The following is a 16,390-nucleotide window of genomic DNA, read 5'->3' as shown; positions in this document are numbered from 1 at the left end:
GAGCTTCTCCCCTCACATCCAGAGGATTATTTGCGTGAGATGCGATCGATCTCTTGGCGCACAAGCCGCTCCACCACGCTTGGCAGATGCTGGTCGAGCCAGCCTTTCAGCATTGGGCGCAGCATCTCAGCCACAAGGTCTTCCAGTGTACGGGCGTTCTTGGACAGCACCGTGTTGGCAAGACCGTTAAAGGCGCTGGACACAACTTCGTCCGTCGCGCTTGAGATAAGTGTTTCCGCCGGACTTTTTGCAGCTGAAGGCTCAAGAATGTCATCTTGCCCCATGCTGCCCAGCCCAAACGCTTCAGGACCCGGCTGATCAAGAAAAGCGATGTCTCCATCCTCTTCCTTGTCTTCATCAGCAAGACCTTCGATAATTTTCAATGAGGAGGATTGCTCGTCGATCTGCTCTTTTTGCGTCAGCTCCAGAACGTCTGGTTCCGCATCCTTCACCACTTCTGGCTCAGGAGTTGGAGCAGGCTCCATTTCCGCTGGCGCATCATCAAAGAGTTTATCTAGATCGTCCTGTGATAATTCGCGACCCGCGTCCGCGTCACTCAATGCAGCATCTGTCATCTGTTCTGCGCCACTTGCTTCGTCATCCGAAATAATCTTGCGGATCGAGCTCAGGATATCCTCCATGGAAGGCTCGTTACCCTGTGAGACAGCTCCCATGTATGTGCTCCACTTCTAATCGCGTCTAATCCGCCGGCTTTCCGACTCAGTTCATTAATAAATACTTACTTAAATATAAGAGAAAAGCGGTCCCGCCTGACACCCGCATATTCTGCAAAATGCCAATTCCCACAAGGAAAACGAGCAATTTTGAAAATGCGGCAACAAAAAAGGGAGCCCGTGAGGCTCCCTTCTCCAAAATTTCATTATATCAGAGGAGCTTAACGCCCATCCGGGGTCCGCAGACCAATCCACTTATCACGTACCAGACGGTAGTGTTCAGTTGGGTCATAACGCGCACCGGTCAATGCCAGGCTGTTATAGTCGAGACGACCAACAGAGGAAAGAACCGCATAAGCAGCAACCACACGGTCACGCTGCGCTGTCACCAATGTTACACGCGCATCCACCAGATCACTCTGTGTATCCAGAACATCAAGCGTGGTCCGCTGACCAACACGCTGCTCTTCAATCACGCCTTCCAAAGCAAGACGAGCCGCAGCAACCTGTGCTTCAGCTGCCGTAATGGAAGCGATCGATGCATTCAGCTGCCCCCAGGAGGAGATCGCCTGAGCACGGATGCTATCACGGGACACATCAACCAAAATCTCGGTGCGACCCAGATCTTCTTTAGACTGGCGCACAACAGAGTATTCGCTACCATTCTGGTAGATAGGAACAGTCACACGACCAAAAATAGATGCTGTTCTGGTCGGCTTTCCAGACACGCCAGGAAGGTTGTTGTCGCTATAGGACAATGTTCCCTGAACATCAGCAGTCGGAAGCAATACACCCTCAGCAGTTTTCACTGCAAACTGAGCGGCATCAACCAGAAACTGAGAAGACTGGATCGCAGGATGCTCTTCCTGACCAATAGAGATTGCAGAAGAAACAGTCTTCGGCAACAAGCTTGTCACATTGGTGCGAGCGCTCAGGTTTTTGGGATCAATGCCAATCACCTGACGGAAAATCGCACGACTTGTGTTCAGGTTTGCCAGCGCTGTGTTCAGTGTGGACTGCGCACGAGCACGACCTGATTCAGCCTGAGAAACATCCGTCCGCGTACCTTCGCCCACATTAAAGCGATCTTTAGAGGCCCGAACCTGCTCTTCCTGGAATTTCAAATCACTCCGACGCAAAGACACAAGCGCGGTATCGCGAATGACGTCCATGTATGCGGTCGCAGCTTGGAAAAGCGCAGTCTGCTCTGCTGTACGCAAATCTTCACGCTGAGCACGAACAATAGCTTCAGCCTGACGGGTAGAGTTCACAGTCCGGAAACCACGGAACAGCGGCTGAGTAACCTGCAAGGATGCTGTATACTCATTACGGTTTCGGTTAGTGCCCTGTGTCTCCTGCCACTGGTAACCATAATTACCACTGGCAATAATGCTTGGGCGCCATCCGGCCAAAGCCTGTGGCACACCTTCATCTGTCGCACGAAGCTGAGCGCGTGATGCGTTTAATGTCGGGTTATTCTGATAGGTAGCAGCCAATGCCTCTTTAATTGAAAGAGCATTCGCGCCTTGAGCACTCACAAGCAAGCCGACTACTGCAACTGCACCCGTTAACGTTTTCCGAGAAACCACTTTATATGCCTCAAACAGGGTCAATCTTACGAACCGCAAACCCAACACACTCGCCGAAATGTATATCTTATTCGGCGTTTTCCGAAACCGGCGATCAAGCCGATTTTGGAAAAAAATAAATACTGCGACGAACAGGCAACATCTTATCGATACAATTACCTAGACCAATCACAGAATATCATTCCCCGGAGGCACACTAATAGAACCATTAAGTTTTTACTACCGTTTTTTCACCCAATGATTGAAACGTGGATATCTCTACATCATTGATAGAAAAGACAGCAGCAGCAACCAGTTCTCATTTTACCCCACCAGAGTCTGAAGTGCTTTAAACCAGCATTGGGACAAAACTGTAATTCACATCACGAAAACGGAAATTCATCACAACACTTCACAGAAAACAAAAAAAGGCGAAGGTTGCCCCTCGCCTCACATCTCAGTACCTGCATCGCAAGCGTTTAGAATTCAAAGACTTCCGGCTTCTCAAAACCTGGAAGCGCACATGCATGCGCATTAAACGCAAACACAGAACTCACATTGCCGCCAGACTTGGTGTAAAGCCGCGCAACGCCCGCATTGCTCTCCCCCTCAACCACAACAAGACGCCCCTCGTCTTTCAGCTGAGCAGTCAAGGCTTCCGGCAGCTCTTCAACGGAACCGTTCACCAGAATAACATCATAAGGCGCATCAGCCGCATAACCCTTGGCCAGATCGCCATCAATCACAGCAGCATTTTCAATGCCCAACTGTTCAAGATTCGCTGAAGCCGCCTCAGACAGCGCCACATCAACTTCCAGACCAACAACAGCCTCAGCAAGATAGGAAACGATCGCCACGCCATAACCAGAGGCAGCACCAACCACCAGAACTACATCCTTGGCAGTGATATCAGCCAGCTGAACAAGACGACCAAAGATGTGCGGCTTGAGCATTTTACGCTCGCCTTTTTCATCAACGGCTACATCTTCATCAATATAGGCCAGCTCCTGCAGGTTTTCCGGAACAAACTTTTCGCGAGGCACCTTGCCCATAGCACCAATAATGCGCAGGTCTGTAATATCATTGGTCCGCAGCTGATTGTCGACCATCAGTGTTCTTTGTTCCGCGAAGTTGACCATCCTGTCCTCACTGTCTCGCAAGATTCTTTGGCTGAGAAATATCGCTCATGCACCACAAACACAAGCTGCCAGATCCGTAAAAATAAACAGTTCCCTCTGTTGTTTTTCTATTTTTGAACTTTACGGTGCAAATACGAGCTTTTTCTCCATGCAGGAAGAAAAGCCGTGCCTCATCCAGAAAGCTACTCACTTAGGTAAACCCCATAGATTTCGGTGTTTTACACAAGAGTGATCGTGGAAAGTGAATTTGCCCGCTTGACTATCCGCCCCAAATATCAGAAAAGCCCCTCACACCACAGCGGGGCCTCTTGGCGGAGTGGTGGCGCAGCGGATTGCAAATCCAGCTCAAAAATCTCCCAACTAATTCAAATACATACTCTTTTTTAGTTACATCGTGTGTCTAAAGATGCATGAAATTTGTGCTTTTCAGAGTCTATTTGCCTAACTTTTATCACTCTCAATTTTCCAAGATATTCACCGCTTTCACGCCCATCATGGCCGGTAAACAGACACCACATCTGAATCGCGCAACCAACCTGTTTCTATTTGCATTCTAAAGTTGAAAAACACCGCCCTACATAGTAGCGCGCGAACACCAAGCTTATAAATGCCAAGAAAAAGCTCCAGCCTGCAGTGGAGATATCAGAGCGGCTAAGCGCAGGCACAATTCGCAAACCTGCAACATACGCCGAGTAGACACATAGCAACGCTGGGATCAACCACAAGAACCTGCGGATGCTGAGAACACACCAATACCAACACGGCATCACAACAAGCCCATTGTTTTTGTTAGTTTTCAATTTCATCGCCACTCCTCCGGATATTTGACAATCCAATCTTGAGGAGCACCGCCTAGCAATGGAATCCTTGAATATTCAAGACGCACACGAGCACGGTGAATAACACTGAATACTATTTGTCGTTTATCAACACGATTCACACGTGAGAATATTAGAACCACCTAACAAAATATAAGTAACACCCAATAAAATTTCGTTGGCAAAACTATGGACTAATTATAATAACTTAATTTTACGCATCAATTCACTCCACCCCCGCCGCTGGGTGGATTTATTACTATAACGACCCGACTTCGCCGTTGATTACTTTTAGAGAAATACTTTCCTTATATATAATCTGATTGCAAGCTTGCTCAGTAATTGGCCTTATCTGTAAGTGGCTGGCAATGTGAGTGCTCTCCTCATTTGACAGTCCTTTCAAAATACATAGCGCCTGGTTGATAGCTTCCTCTTCATCAACACCCAAGCTTAGAATTGAAGTTCGATAAACAGCCACAAACATGAAATTCTCCTAATAATTACGTGTAATTAATTTCACACATATGCATTAGGAACCGAATTCATGCCCTGAGTTACTGGTGAGAATAAGAGGCAGGTTGTGCAGGATACAGTTGTAGCTCTTTATCTTGGACACTCACCTGAAGCCTTTCCAGATTTTCAATATCATCCCTGCCGATTTGAACGGATCCCGAGAAAGCCGCAACACAAACACAGTCATATTACGCCCACTCATAGCAAGCACACCAGCCGTCGCGTCACTAAACGCAGGCCTCAGTTCAAAGAAGTCCAGGAGCGGCTGAGTGAAGGTTACGGCCGCAGCAATTCCGATGAAGAATGTAAGCACGCGTTGCCAGAAGCCAGCCTCTTGAAGCAAAGCGCCAATAAGAGCAAAAGCAACAATGACGGCCGTTTTCCAGAACGGTAAATGATAGAAAATCTCCAAGATAAAATCCGTCATTTCCAGCAGCCCTGCCTCTGTCCGTTCCTGTCATTTGCTGCAACTCTGTTTGCCCCCGCCCTGTCCACTTGAACCAGCACCACAAAGCCTTGGGGGCTTAGATTATTCTTTGTGAACCCACTGCAACTGCTCGCACTCTGCAACGTTTCGCAGCCCGGAATCATCAAAGTACTCAAGACACAAGCGGTAATCTTCAAGACCTTGCAAATAGGCATCATCTTGCTTCCTTTGCTGTTCCGCTTTCACAGTCCCTTGCAAAGCTTCACGCTCTGCCTCGATAAACGCTCCCTGCCGGATCTGGTGCCAGGCAACGGCCGCAAGTGCACAAAGAAGAAGGGCGGCCACCAATGCCCGCCCTATCTTCGTTTTAATCAGGAAGGGAAGAACCGCCCCCATCTCAGGCGGCCCGCTCTTTATTGATCAGCAAATAACCAGCAACGCCCACGCTTAAAATCAGAGCGACTGCAAAGCCCCACTGCACCGGCCCGGACCCCGCCAGAATGCCGGAGAAGCCAGAAGCGGCCATTGCGCCCTTAGTGATCCCGTCCGGGCTTAGCCATGCGCTGAGTGCGCTGGTTTCCTCATCAACCGCCTTGGAACCTTCCTCATTTTCATGAGGTTCCAGATTTGGAGTTGGTGCACGTTTAATCATGGCATTGCCCACCAGCTCTAGGGAGCGCTCCTGCACATGACGTACACGCCGCGTCCAGCCGGTCTTGTTGTAGGGCCAGTTTCTCAGCCGCTTCATGAACTTCAGGCGAGCGACTGAGAACAGGTTGATTAAGGCCGTGGCAGAATGCGCCTTCACTGCACCCAACGTAATCAGGCCCAACACGCCATCTACTTTGACTTTGAGGATCTTCTGCAGGATCTTGACGGCCCGCGCCGGGCCGGAGTTTACGGCACAATCAAAAACGGCATAGTCCAACCCACGCGGCAGCTTATCGCCTTTCACAGCATCCCAGTATTGCGCCCGGTAGATATCAATTGCCTCTTCACGGCTCAGGCGCTTCACTTCTTCCACGCTCACCGCACGTCCGCGCCAAGCCGACAAAGTTCTTTGAGTGACGCCAAGATTAGTTGGGCCGCCCGGATCTGCTTTACGCGAACGGTTTGCAAACCCGCCTTCAGTCCCAAGTAAGTCTAAAATAATCAGTCGAAACGTCTCTTGCATGCTCTGCCCCTAACAAAAAACGGGAGCTGAAAGCTCCCGTGCAGGTACAAAAAAAGCCGCTCTTGCGGCCGGTGAAACGGTTGAATTACAAAGAAAACGAATGAAATTTATTCATTTGAGCCTCTCATCGATTAGCCTTATTTTCCAAGTCAAATTTTTGAGATGTTTGTAAGGACGCGGAGTACATGAAGTTTCTTTTTATTGCGCTGAACCTGTTCGTATTCTGGTGTTCATCAGTGTACGCAGAAACAGGGAAACTCGATCTCGCCAAGCAGTACGCCGAGAAACTAAATTTCATGCAACACTACAGAGCCCATACAAGAAAAGAACTACAACCACTCATGATGGAAGTTTACAGTGCTGAAAACCTTTCAAACGTTCACGAAAGGGTCGAGAATGATCTCTCTAAAATTGACGAGCAACTGCTCTCAATGACAGATCAATTGCATGAGCAAATTGCTTTGGGATTCGCTGATAAACTCACAAAAGAACAGCTGAAGGAACGTCTCTCACAAGAAGTACATATTGAAGACATCGCAGGAGCTTTAAACTTCAAATGGAACTACGATCCAAGCGAGAAGCGTTTTGTTTTATCCCAACCCGGTGGAGACCCCTATCGCCTTCTTAACTCTGCGGAGTAACTGGCAGGAAGTAATGCAAGGCAATGCGCACCTTGCCCCCGGTGAAGTCGCCGCCATTGGCTGTAAGCCGCACGGCCGTATCACTGTAAAACGCAGTCGGACCGATCACCCCGGCATTGTTTGAGCCAACGGCTGCCCCCAAAGATCCGCCGAACTTGGATTGCTCACCAGCAAGGCCACAATCATAAGAGGCTGCCCCTGTCACAGCTTCCACAGTGCGTGCTGAGACACAAAACACGATTGCCCGGTTAGGGATTAAAACCGAGCTATCAACGCTGCTCCCCGCAAGGCTTAGCTCTTCATCCACGGTTACAAACTGGCTTTGCGCTTTGCTGTCCGTTTCACTTAAAACGGTTTTCTCTTGCTGGAAGGCAAGGCCGCCCGTGTTCGGATCTGTGCCCAGACCGACCACAGAAGAAAAGCTGCCCCATGCCCCACCAGAAAAAACCTGCATACTTTCCACGCTTTCGATCCAAGCAGCCCACCCGGTGCCAGGTGTAAGAAACGCCCAAGCCCCGGCGCTAAAGGCCGCAATCTCGTTTTCATGCCCGGCAAAAGCACCAGCCGCTCCTGCAGGTACTATGTAACGCGCCCCCTCTTCTGGATCTGCAGGCGGATTGGTTAGGCTGTTTGAGATGACTGAGAGCTGCACCACCACATCAAGCAGCGCTAACGCCTCATTATGGGTCACATGCTTTTGCGATTGCGCAGCTGCAATCATCGGCAGGTTCAAGTGTGCCGTAGTGCTCATAGCTTCCCCTTTACGTCTCGAAGTGAGCAACGGCAGGAACACCGCGCCCATAGACCTCTGATAGTTGATAAACCCACACATCAAAGCTGGATGCAGGGCCGCCAAAGTCTTCCGCCTGCATGGCGGCCGTGTAGAAAACAAAGCCTTTGGAAGCAGAAAGGGAGCGCTTTAAAACGCCCCCTTCACGGATCTCAACACTATAACTTTCTACAGTCTCACCAAGAGGCACCTCTGCCACCTCCCAGCTATCCCCGCCCGTTCGTGTGCGCCTTATCCAGCTTATTGCAATACTGCCATCAGCTTGCGCACGGGCGTTCAAATGCTCAGGCGAAAGTGGCCGCTCTCCACGGCCGGTGAAGGTCTTTTGGTAACTGGTGTAATCCTGCGATCCCACACCAGCCCCGGCCCGGCCTGCTTGCCAGTTAAGCGGCAAACCCAACTCAGAACGAGAAAGCCCGTTTTGTGTCATGCCGCCATCCAGCACCACCACACGCGCCCCTGCAGGTGCACCCATGCCCGGCTCACTGCCCCGCTGCCCGCGTAACAATTTGCTTAAGGTATAGGTGCGCGTGCCGGTTAGCTCAGCATTGGCAAACTGCAACAGCTCCCATTCACCGCCTGCCCCTTCAATCAGCATGGCATTGCCACCAGAGAAAACCAGATCCTCTTCAAGAGAAGCCAGCGCCCCGTTGTAGAGCTTGACCTCTACCCGGTTGCCTTTGTCCCAGCGGTGCAGCGACCCTGCAGGTAAGGGTGCCTGCAGCTCCCCAAGCACACCTTGCTGATTAAGGGCGGCCCGCAGCTCATAGCCACTTGTCACCGGGCTGGATAAGAACGCCATGCCCTTTGAGAACGGCAACTGATAGCCGGTCAGGTAGCCTTGCCATGGTGTGTCCTGATCACGCAAAAGCGGTCCATCAATGAACACCCCCAAGGCGGCCGCCTGCAGCACCTGCCCTTTTGAGACAAAGGCCCGTGTTGCTCCCTTGGTGGCTTCATACACCGGTGCATCATAGGTCACCGCTTCAATCATGCGGGCGTCTCCATCCTTGACGGAAAGCACCCGCACCGCGAACACACGGCCGGAAACGGTTAGCTTAAGATAGTCGCCCGGTTCTATGTGCAGGTCCGTTGGAGGCAGCACATAGCTTAAGCGCTCCCGTGACGCCCAAGCCTCCTGCAGCAGACTTTCAGCCATGCCCTGCAGGCGCTCATAGTTGGTCACGACAGGCAGATCAGAAGTCACAACCCTTTCAGTTGAAACAGCCCCTTTCAGCGCCTCAGCAGTTGCTGTGTTAAAATCCTTCGAGCTGTCATAGGCCGTTACCCGCACCACTGCAGGCAACTCGGTTTCTTGCGCTCTTGTAATGGAAACCCGCTCTTTGTCCTTGCCCTGATCAACCAGTTGCTCTGCTTCAATCTCAGCTAAGGGATAGCGGGAACGACGCGGGCGAAACGCCACCCGGCCGCCCGATTCCACCGCATCAAAGAAGAAAACAGCCCCAAGGGTTTCCAAGACGCTGCGGGCACTGGTGATGGAAGAGATAAGGAAGCCATCAGCAACCCCATCCGCCCCGGCAGTTTCAAAGTCTATGCCTTCACGCAAGCCCGCCCGCTCCATTAAGAGCCGGGCAATGCCATCAACTGAGACACCGCCCACACGGCCGGAAAGCCAATGCCCGGTGGTGAAGTTGCCCCAATCCGCCCAGGTATCGGATTCCACCGGAAACGATGGAAACGGCCGCACATCCCAAGCCCATGCAAACATGTTCACAGGGTCCACCATAGGCCCGCCATAAACCGGGCTAACTGGATTGTTGCCAGCCTCTACAGCCCAGTATTCCAGCATGGCGCGAAGGTAACGCCGCTGTATCAGGTCATCACGCACCCCGGAGGAAAAATAGGGCACCTGACTTTCTGAGGATTTGGGATCATAAAACACGTTTGGCTGATTGGTGCCTTTGTCGATCGCGGGGCAGCCAAACTCTGTAAACCAGATAGGCTTTGATTTTGGCACCCAGTTAGTTGAGGTATTTGAACGCACCCCGCCCGGCCGGTTGTGGTGCGGGTTTCCCCACCAGCCCCGCAAATCCTTTTGACGAAACACCCAGTGCTCACCATGGTCCTGATCTGCAATCAAGGTGCGGTTCTGGTTGGTCCGGTCCTCATCAGAGGCATAGTAGAAGTCAAAATACTCCCGGCCCTCGATGCCAGCTTTCAGATAGTCCAGATCATGGATCGATTGCGCACCTTGCCCGTGGTCCTCATGGTTTTCATGATCGCGCCAATCGGTCAGCGGCAGATAATTATCTATGCCAATAAAGTCAATATCGTCATGAGCCCAAAGATAATCGAGATGAAAGAACACATCGCCGCTGCCATCATTAGGCCGGTGGCTGTGAAACTCGGACCAGTCAGCAGCATAACCTATCTTTACATCCGGCCCCATGATCTTGCGCGCTTCCTCGGCGATATATGCCATGAAGTATGCAAACGGAAAGTCATCAAACCCCCATGTTAGAGCCGAAATGCCCGGCATTTCCGTTCCAACAACAAAAGCATCCACACCGCCCGCTGCCTTTGCTAACATCGCAAGGTGCAAGGCAAAATGGGTATAACTCCATCGATAATCGCCAGTGTAGATAACTTGATCACCATCCCAACTAACATCAAAATGGTCAGACTCCCCGAAGAATGAAAAAAGTTGCGGTTCGATTTCAAACGTTCCATCCGGGCTGCCCGGCTGCCCCGCTGCCGGGTGACAAGTGATCCGGCCGCGCCACGGATAAGCCTTTTGTTCTGCCTCCCCGTAAGGATCTGGCAGGCCGTTGCCTTCTGGAATATCCATCATGACAAACGGATAAAGCATCACCTTAAAGCCGCGCTCTTTCAGATCCTTGATTGCTTCAATGACAACACTGTCAGAAGGCGAGCCACCATAGGCGGGCTTCCCATCGACATAAGAGACAAGCCGCGCTTCATCCCGGCTTAGTCCGGCAACGCGCCATTCAATCGGGCTGGTGGTTTTGCGTGCCTCCACACGAGGCGCAATCGTGCACTCTCCCGCTCGCAAATCATCCCCAAACCACGCCACCACCAGAGAGACCGTTTTGCATTCCGGGCAGGTGCTCTGCAAAAGATCTATGGAGTGCTCCCAGTCAGTTGCTGCGGAAAGTGTGTGCCGGTTGTTATAGGCAGTGGTGGGGCCGTCCTTGCCATCCTTCACGGGTGTTTTGGAATAACCGAACTCAGTAGAGCCGGGAATAAGAGAGACAGCCGTCAGCTTTTCTTCCTCATAGCCAACGCAGCGCACCACTTCAAAAGTCAGTTGTGGCAAGCGGTTTCCAAAGTCTGCAAGGGGCAGTTCTTCAAACACCACATAGGCAAGGCCGCGATAGGCTGGCACATCCGGGCTGCGCTGTTTGGCAGCAATCAACGGATCGGCTTCCTGTTCCTCATCACCCTTGTAAATGCGCATGGTGATTTTGGTTGTGTCTATTTCCTTACTATCCGCCCACACCCGCAAAATGTCAGAGATTGGCCCCTCACAGATCCCAACCGCAAAGTTGGCATAGTAGCTGTAAGTTGTTTGCGTCACCGTAGAAGACGAACCACCGCCCGCCTTACCGCCATGTTTTTCCGTTGTGGTGGTCACAACCTCATGCAGATTTGTTGCCCAGATCACCTGCCCGGAAACACGCGCACGCCCGGCGACAAGAGGAACCACCGCCCCTTCACTGGACCCCATCACCTGCAGGTTATCCAGCCGCTGCCCTTCCACATGGCTCTTGCTGCCCGGAGTGAAGGCAGAAACCAACATGTTGTCTAGGTAGCTCCCGGCAATGCTTGCCGCTGCAGAAAGAGCAAAGGCCGCAACCTGCCCTGCACCTGTTGCCCCTGCAATCGCAGTTGCCGCCGCTGTTAAAACAAGCGTTGCCATTGTTTTACCCTGTAGCTTGTGTCAATTACCGATGAAAATCGAAAGAAAAATGGAGATAAATTTGGAGTTGTTGAGCATCGCAATCGGCACCATTGCGCTCTTCAGCGGCGCTCTTTGGTACTTTGAAAGGAAGAAGAGAAGAGATCTCTCGATTGTACTCGTGATGGCCTATTGGCCCGCTGTACTTCTTTCAATTGAGATCTTGTTTTTGGGATTTGCGACTGTCTATTGCGAACCAGTCTACTCAACCAAGCCTTCTCCTGCTTGCAACATTCTGGGAATTGATGCGACAGCGCATCTCACTATGGGGTCCCAGATGTCCTTAATGATCATCTATGCAATTTTGTATTGTCTTCTCAGCTCATTCATCTGGGCTATCGCGGCTCTGGTTGTGTTCATCCGCCGCCGCATGAGCAGATAGTTGCAGAGTTCTTTCAAGGAAACCCAAAAGCAGCTACCGCCCGGCGCTGCCACCACCCCGAATAGGGCACCTCAACAACTCCCGCGCCCTCTTGTGCGTGGATCATCACACCCGGCCTGCTGATCAGGCCCGCGTGTTTTGCAATCGCTCCGGATCGCACCCGAAACACCACCACAGCCCCAAGGCCGGGCGGGTCCAGCTCTGCCCGCTGGAAGTACTTTTCTCCGGCCTCCAAGAGCGTTTCACGTGTTCCAACTTCTCCCCAATCCGGGGAATAAGCCGGAACCGTTTGCGGCTCAGATCCGTAAAGCTCCCGCCAGATCCCGCGCACCAATCCCAGACAATCACAACCAGCCCTTTTGACACTGGCTTGATGATGGTAAGGCGTTCCAAGCCAACCACGGGCAAGCGCAACAACCTTATTTGACATAGGAGGAACCGTCATTTTTCTGCTCATCCTGTTCAGCGTAGGACAAAATAAAGTCAGGGCCGGGCATGTGCGGAAAGCCGCGATAGTTCACCGCGTTTGCAAACTTGTCTTTGCAGGCCGCAAAGGTATGAGCACACCCGGCAAACACGTCAAAGCTATCCCCGGCAACAATCGGCTGCACAGGCGCTTGCCAAAGGGTCAGCTCTGCAGCCCCGCCCTCTGTCAGCTTGTGCACCTTGATTTTGACGCGAGCACCTTTGTTTGCCCCGGTGATCCAGTGAAGCTGCCCCCATGAAAACCGGTCAGCTGGGAACCCACCTATGCCGGCACAGGTAAACACCCGGTCTTTTACCGCTGTTACACTGCCCGCCCCATTGTTCTCCGGTGCCTGCAGATCCACACCACAGCGGCTATCCCCCAACTCAGCATCGCAGCCATACTGGTAAGTGCGGCCGGTGTTCTGGTTGAGCCGGTGGGCAAGGCTGCGCATCTCTGCGTTAAATGCAAGCTCGCCTCTGCTCACCTCGCCAATGTTGCCGCGCTGCATAACTTCCCGCTGAGACGTATCCTGCCAGTTCACCCGGTAAAGCACGATTTCCGCATCATCATAAAGCCCGGCCGCAATGTCTGCTTCCGTGATCTTGTCAGAAGAAAACGCGCCTTCCACGTCCATATTGTTAACCGCAAGGCCAAGGTTCGCCTCTACATCCGTTCCGGTAAAACCAGCGGCTGCCTCAAACACCACACCTAAAAAAACCAATTGCCGGTCATGGTCCGTAAAGCCCTGCTTCACGCCATCGCGCCGCGTGACCCGCCAGCACCAACACAAGGTGGTGCAGTTGCCCTGCAGGTGCTCTGCAAGGGCTGGATTAAGCTGCTTCATAACAGCACCTCAACAATTGGAATATTGGTCACACTGCCCTGCACATGGGCGTTTAGCGTCAATTCCAGCATATCGGTATCAAAGCGGGCTGGAACATCAAACTCAAAGCCCGCTGTAACGTCCTCACCAGCAGGCGGGGCAGAAGCAAATGTGATCAGGCCGGAAGTCTCATCAAGCACAAACCCCACGGCCGGAGCACCGCCCACGGCCACCACAACCGGTGCAGTGTCTGCAGGCAAAAGGATCTTGCGTGTATACGGCTGGAAGGTTGCGCCGTAGGTCTTCACAAGTTGGAATTCCTTTTGCACGCCATCCCCAACACCTAACACCTGGTCAGTGGCGCTGATTGCATCACCGGGCGGGCAACTCTTAAAATCTGCCCAATCCTTCCAGCGAAACGCAAACATACGCCCGCGCCGCTCTTCAAAGAACTCCACCACCTTATGCAGATCATTGACAGAGCGAACACCCTTAGCCGCGTTGTATCTCCTCCGGCTATCCGCCCATTGCTGGTTGCGCGTTTCCCGGCCGTTGGCACGCACCACAACTTGCGTTTTACGTTCCGGCCCACCGCGTGCCCCTAACGAGATATCTGGCGGAAACCGTGTGTCATGAAATTCTTCCAGCATGTCAGCCTCTCTGCGACAAACACAGATCGAACTTCACAGCAAGCTTAGAGTTCAAACCAAAACACGATGCGATCTGCATTACAGGCAGTCAAAGCATCCAAGTCCAGAAAGAACTCAGCCCCGAGAAATTCTCGAAGTGTCATCTGTTCACCTTTACCAAGTGCAACTGTATTGTTTGTTTGGTAAAAATCGGCTCGATCTGAGCCAACACGGCGTTCGCGCCTGTCTTCGATAACTTCGCAATAGTCGACTTCTGCCAACTCTGAGACAAGAAACCAGGACGCAGAATGCAGCACGTCAGGATAGCTGTAGTATCTCTTCGAGACACTTTCCCGAACATCATCAGGCAATCCGCGAGGCGCGGACAACGGTGTAATTCCTGCATAATTTCGAACACCTGCTAAAAATGCATAGACCCCATAATTTGGGGGAGCAAATGGCTCAAAGGATAGAAACAGGTCTGGTCTATCAATCTGCTCATACTTTCCTCCGGATCTGCGTTCTACCCAGGATGTTAGTCTCGTTCCCATTTTTATGACCTACTCTAGATTGCATTTCTATTCATATGCATATCTCATTAATGGAACCGATTAAACTCACCTCCTGCTCTTCTTCTAGCGGTTGCGCCGCCCACGGCTCAAAGCATCAACCAGCATTCCAGATACTTGCCCTTGTGACTGGCGAAAGCTCTCAACATCAGGCGTTTGGATGTACTGATTGACCACCACACCGCGCTCAGAGCCTCCAAAGGCGTCTTTGTTGGAAATGATCCTGGCAGGCCCCAGAACCGGCTCAGGGCCGTTTTCTCCTGCAATGCCCCACTGCCCGGCACCAAGCACACCACCACCTGCGAAGAAGCCTTGAAACGTACTCATGAGCGCCGTTGATAGGTTCGATTGCTGCGATGTTCCAAACATCCCGGCAAGCGGCCCTTGTCCCATAAAGGCAGCTTGTGCGGCCGCCTCTGCCAGCGTTGCCACCAGCCGCCCGGCTGCCGTGTCAGCAATCCGCAGAGCGTCAATAAATTGCGACATGGAATCCTGTGCCATCCCGCCAAGCAAACTCACAACTTCATTGTGCTTCTTCTGAACTTGGGTTTGCGCGTAGATCTCATCTGTAACTTTAATCAGCTCCTGCCCCTGCTTGCTGGCAGCCTCCACACCGGCAAGGCGCAGCACATTGGCCCGCTTTTGTTCCTGTGCGTTCATGCTCAGCAGATCACGTTCAAACTTAAGCTGCTCTAAAACACGGGCGTAAGGGTCCACCTTTGTCTTGGAAGACCCACCGCCCCCGCTGCTATCCGTTTTCTTGTCGGGAATGATTGTTGGTTTCTCAGTTTTCCGCCCACGACCACCACCACGCCGGGTTGGTCCTCCTGTAAAACCAGTGTGGCGTAACTGACGTTCGCTCTGAATACCTGCAAGGCGGGCGTTTACCGCATCAATTTGCTCTTGAATTTCAGCAATACGGGCTTCATCACCAAGCGTTTGTGCAAGCGACAACTCACGGTTAAGCCCCGGCAATTTGCGCGAAAACTCTACCTGCAAATCCTTGAGGGTTGGCTCTGCAACCGGTGTATTAAATGCAACGTCCATTGCATTGGCAGCCGCCAGAGTTGCCCGCTTTGCACCAATTTCAAAGGTGCGCCACATCTTTGCAAATTCATCATCAATCTTTTCTGCCTTGCGCAGAAGCTTTTCATCCAGAACCCCGCCCGCTTCATCTGCCTTGCCCATCAACTCATCAAGGCCCTTGGAACCGTTTTTGAGTGCCAGAACCAACCCGGCCCCTTCCCGGTCAAACGCCTTAAAGCTCAGCAAAAGCCGCTCTTGTTCCGAGCTGGCGTTTTTAATCAGGTCTGCATATTCGCCCAAAATCTGACCTTGGGTTTTCATCTTGCCGCTGGAATCGCGAAGTTGGACGCCATTTGCTTTCAGGATCTCATAAAGAACACCAGACCCGTTGGCAGCCTCACCAACACGCCGGGAAAAGCGTTGCAAAGCTGTATCAGTCGTGCCAGCCGCAACACCAGTCAGCTCAAACCCATAACGCATGCGCTGCAGCTCATCGGTCGTTACGCCCACCTTATCGGCAACCTTGGCAAGCTTGGAGCCTTCTGAAACAGCGCTTTTTATTGCAGCTGTCAACTTGGCAACCGTAGCTGCCGCAGCTGCTGCCGGGAGAAACCGAATTGCCCCCATAGATTTACCAAGTGATCCCATATCCATGTTGAGCAACTTGGTTTCCCGACGCGTCTTTTGTAACTCGCGCCGGTTCCGTTCAAAGGTTGCACGGGATTTATCATTGGCCCGAACGTTGTAGACAAGATCCGGCACGGTCATGGGTTTGGCTCCCCGGCAAATTTTAGGTAGATAGACCATT

Annotated in this window: 16 protein-coding genes; 2 read left to right on the top strand and 14 right to left on the bottom strand. The window is 52.0% G+C overall.

The window, feature by feature from the left end; genetic code table 11:
• Nucleotides 1-26: 26 nt before the first annotated feature.
• The 7 genes from PsAD5_RS12970 to PsAD5_RS12940 form a co-directional block, all read right to left on the bottom strand.
• Nucleotides 27-674 (bottom strand): PopZ family protein, encoded by a 648-nt coding sequence (locus tag PsAD5_RS12970; protein ID WP_063292424.1) that lies wholly within the window; start codon nt 672-674, stop codon nt 27-29.
• 221 nt (nt 675-895) lie between these two features.
• Entirely contained in the window at nt 896-2,263 is a 1,368-nt protein-coding gene (locus PsAD5_RS12965; RefSeq protein ID WP_063292423.1) for a TolC family outer membrane protein, read from the bottom strand.
• Nucleotides 2,264-2,721: 458 nt separating this feature from the next.
• The gene (locus tag PsAD5_RS12960) at nt 2,722-3,381 is read right to left on the bottom strand and encodes a protein-L-isoaspartate O-methyltransferase family protein (RefSeq protein WP_057464431.1); all 660 of its coding nucleotides are present in this window, start codon (nt 3,379-3,381) and stop codon (nt 2,722-2,724) included.
• Nucleotides 3,382-4,458: 1,077 nt separating this feature from the next.
• Nucleotides 4,459-4,683 (bottom strand): hypothetical protein, encoded by a 225-nt coding sequence (locus PsAD5_RS12955; RefSeq protein ID WP_063292422.1) that lies wholly within the window; start codon nt 4,681-4,683, stop codon nt 4,459-4,461.
• Nucleotides 4,684-4,815: 132 nt separating this feature from the next.
• The gene (locus PsAD5_RS12950; protein ID WP_063292421.1) at nt 4,816-5,139 is read right to left on the bottom strand and encodes a hypothetical protein; all 324 of its coding nucleotides are present in this window, start codon (nt 5,137-5,139) and stop codon (nt 4,816-4,818) included.
• 102 nt (nt 5,140-5,241) lie between these two features.
• Nucleotides 5,242-5,535 carry a hypothetical protein gene (locus tag PsAD5_RS12945; protein WP_063292420.1) on the bottom strand — a complete coding sequence of 98 codons (294 nt, stop codon included), beginning with the start codon at nt 5,533-5,535 and terminating at the stop codon, nt 5,242-5,244.
• Between the two features lies 1 nt (nt 5,536).
• Nucleotides 5,537-6,313 carry a glycoside hydrolase family 108 protein gene (locus PsAD5_RS12940; RefSeq protein WP_063292419.1) on the bottom strand — a complete coding sequence of 259 codons (777 nt, stop codon included), beginning with the start codon at nt 6,311-6,313 and terminating at the stop codon, nt 5,537-5,539.
• 185 nt (nt 6,314-6,498) lie between these two features.
• Between PsAD5_RS12940 and PsAD5_RS12935 the strand changes: the two genes are divergently transcribed.
• On the top strand, nt 6,499-6,954 hold the full coding sequence (locus PsAD5_RS12935) for a hypothetical protein (protein ID WP_063292418.1): 456 nt from the start codon (nt 6,499-6,501) through the stop codon (nt 6,952-6,954).
• Here the strand turns inward: PsAD5_RS12935 and PsAD5_RS12930 are convergent.
• Together PsAD5_RS12930 and PsAD5_RS12925 are read right to left on the bottom strand one after the other, a co-directional pair.
• Entirely contained in the window at nt 6,938-7,705 is a 768-nt protein-coding gene (locus tag PsAD5_RS12930) for a DUF2793 domain-containing protein (RefSeq protein ID WP_063292524.1), read from the bottom strand. The two genes, PsAD5_RS12935 and PsAD5_RS12930, sit on opposite strands and share 17 nt — an antisense overlap.
• Before the next feature lie 10 nt (nt 7,706-7,715).
• A complete protein-coding gene (locus PsAD5_RS12925) occupies nt 7,716-11,645 on the bottom strand; it encodes a baseplate multidomain protein megatron (RefSeq protein WP_063292417.1) in 3,930 nt (1,309 codons plus the stop codon).
• A 61-nt stretch (nt 11,646-11,706) separates the two neighbouring features.
• Between PsAD5_RS12925 and PsAD5_RS12920 the strand changes: the two genes are divergently transcribed.
• Nucleotides 11,707-12,066: a hypothetical protein gene (locus PsAD5_RS12920; RefSeq protein ID WP_153041381.1), complete on the top strand. Its 360-nt coding sequence runs from the start codon at nt 11,707-11,709 to the stop codon at nt 12,064-12,066.
• A gap of 13 nt (nt 12,067-12,079) precedes the next feature.
• Here PsAD5_RS12920 and PsAD5_RS12915 read toward each other — a convergent pair whose 3' ends face one another.
• The 5 genes from PsAD5_RS12915 to PsAD5_RS12895 all read right to left on the bottom strand — a co-directional run bounded on the left by PsAD5_RS12915 (nt 12,080) and on the right by PsAD5_RS12895 (nt 16,350).
• Nucleotides 12,080-12,511: an NlpC/P60 family protein gene (locus PsAD5_RS12915; protein ID WP_063292415.1), complete on the bottom strand. Its 432-nt coding sequence runs from the start codon at nt 12,509-12,511 to the stop codon at nt 12,080-12,082.
• A complete protein-coding gene (locus PsAD5_RS12910) occupies nt 12,486-13,379 on the bottom strand; it encodes a DUF2163 domain-containing protein (RefSeq protein ID WP_063292414.1) in 894 nt (297 codons plus the stop codon). The genes PsAD5_RS12915 and PsAD5_RS12910 overlap by 26 nt, the downstream gene beginning before the upstream one ends.
• On the bottom strand, nt 13,376-14,008 hold the full coding sequence (locus tag PsAD5_RS12905; protein ID WP_063292413.1) for a DUF2460 domain-containing protein: 633 nt from the start codon (nt 14,006-14,008) through the stop codon (nt 13,376-13,378). Before PsAD5_RS12905 ends, PsAD5_RS12910 begins: the two co-directional genes overlap by 4 nt.
• A gap of 44 nt (nt 14,009-14,052) precedes the next feature.
• Nucleotides 14,053-14,538 carry a hypothetical protein gene (locus PsAD5_RS12900; protein ID WP_153041380.1) on the bottom strand — a complete coding sequence of 162 codons (486 nt, stop codon included), beginning with the start codon at nt 14,536-14,538 and terminating at the stop codon, nt 14,053-14,055.
• A gap of 84 nt (nt 14,539-14,622) precedes the next feature.
• The gene (locus PsAD5_RS12895; protein WP_063292411.1) at nt 14,623-16,350 is read right to left on the bottom strand and encodes a hypothetical protein; all 1,728 of its coding nucleotides are present in this window, start codon (nt 16,348-16,350) and stop codon (nt 14,623-14,625) included.
• Nucleotides 16,351-16,390: the final 40 nt, after the last annotated feature.

It is taken from the genome of Pseudovibrio sp. Ad5, from assembly GCF_001623095.1.
Lineage (GTDB): Bacteria > Pseudomonadota > Alphaproteobacteria > Rhizobiales > Stappiaceae > Pseudovibrio.
The sequence above is the reverse complement of the archived record's forward strand: the minus strand, read 5'-3'. Positions and strand labels throughout refer to the sequence as shown.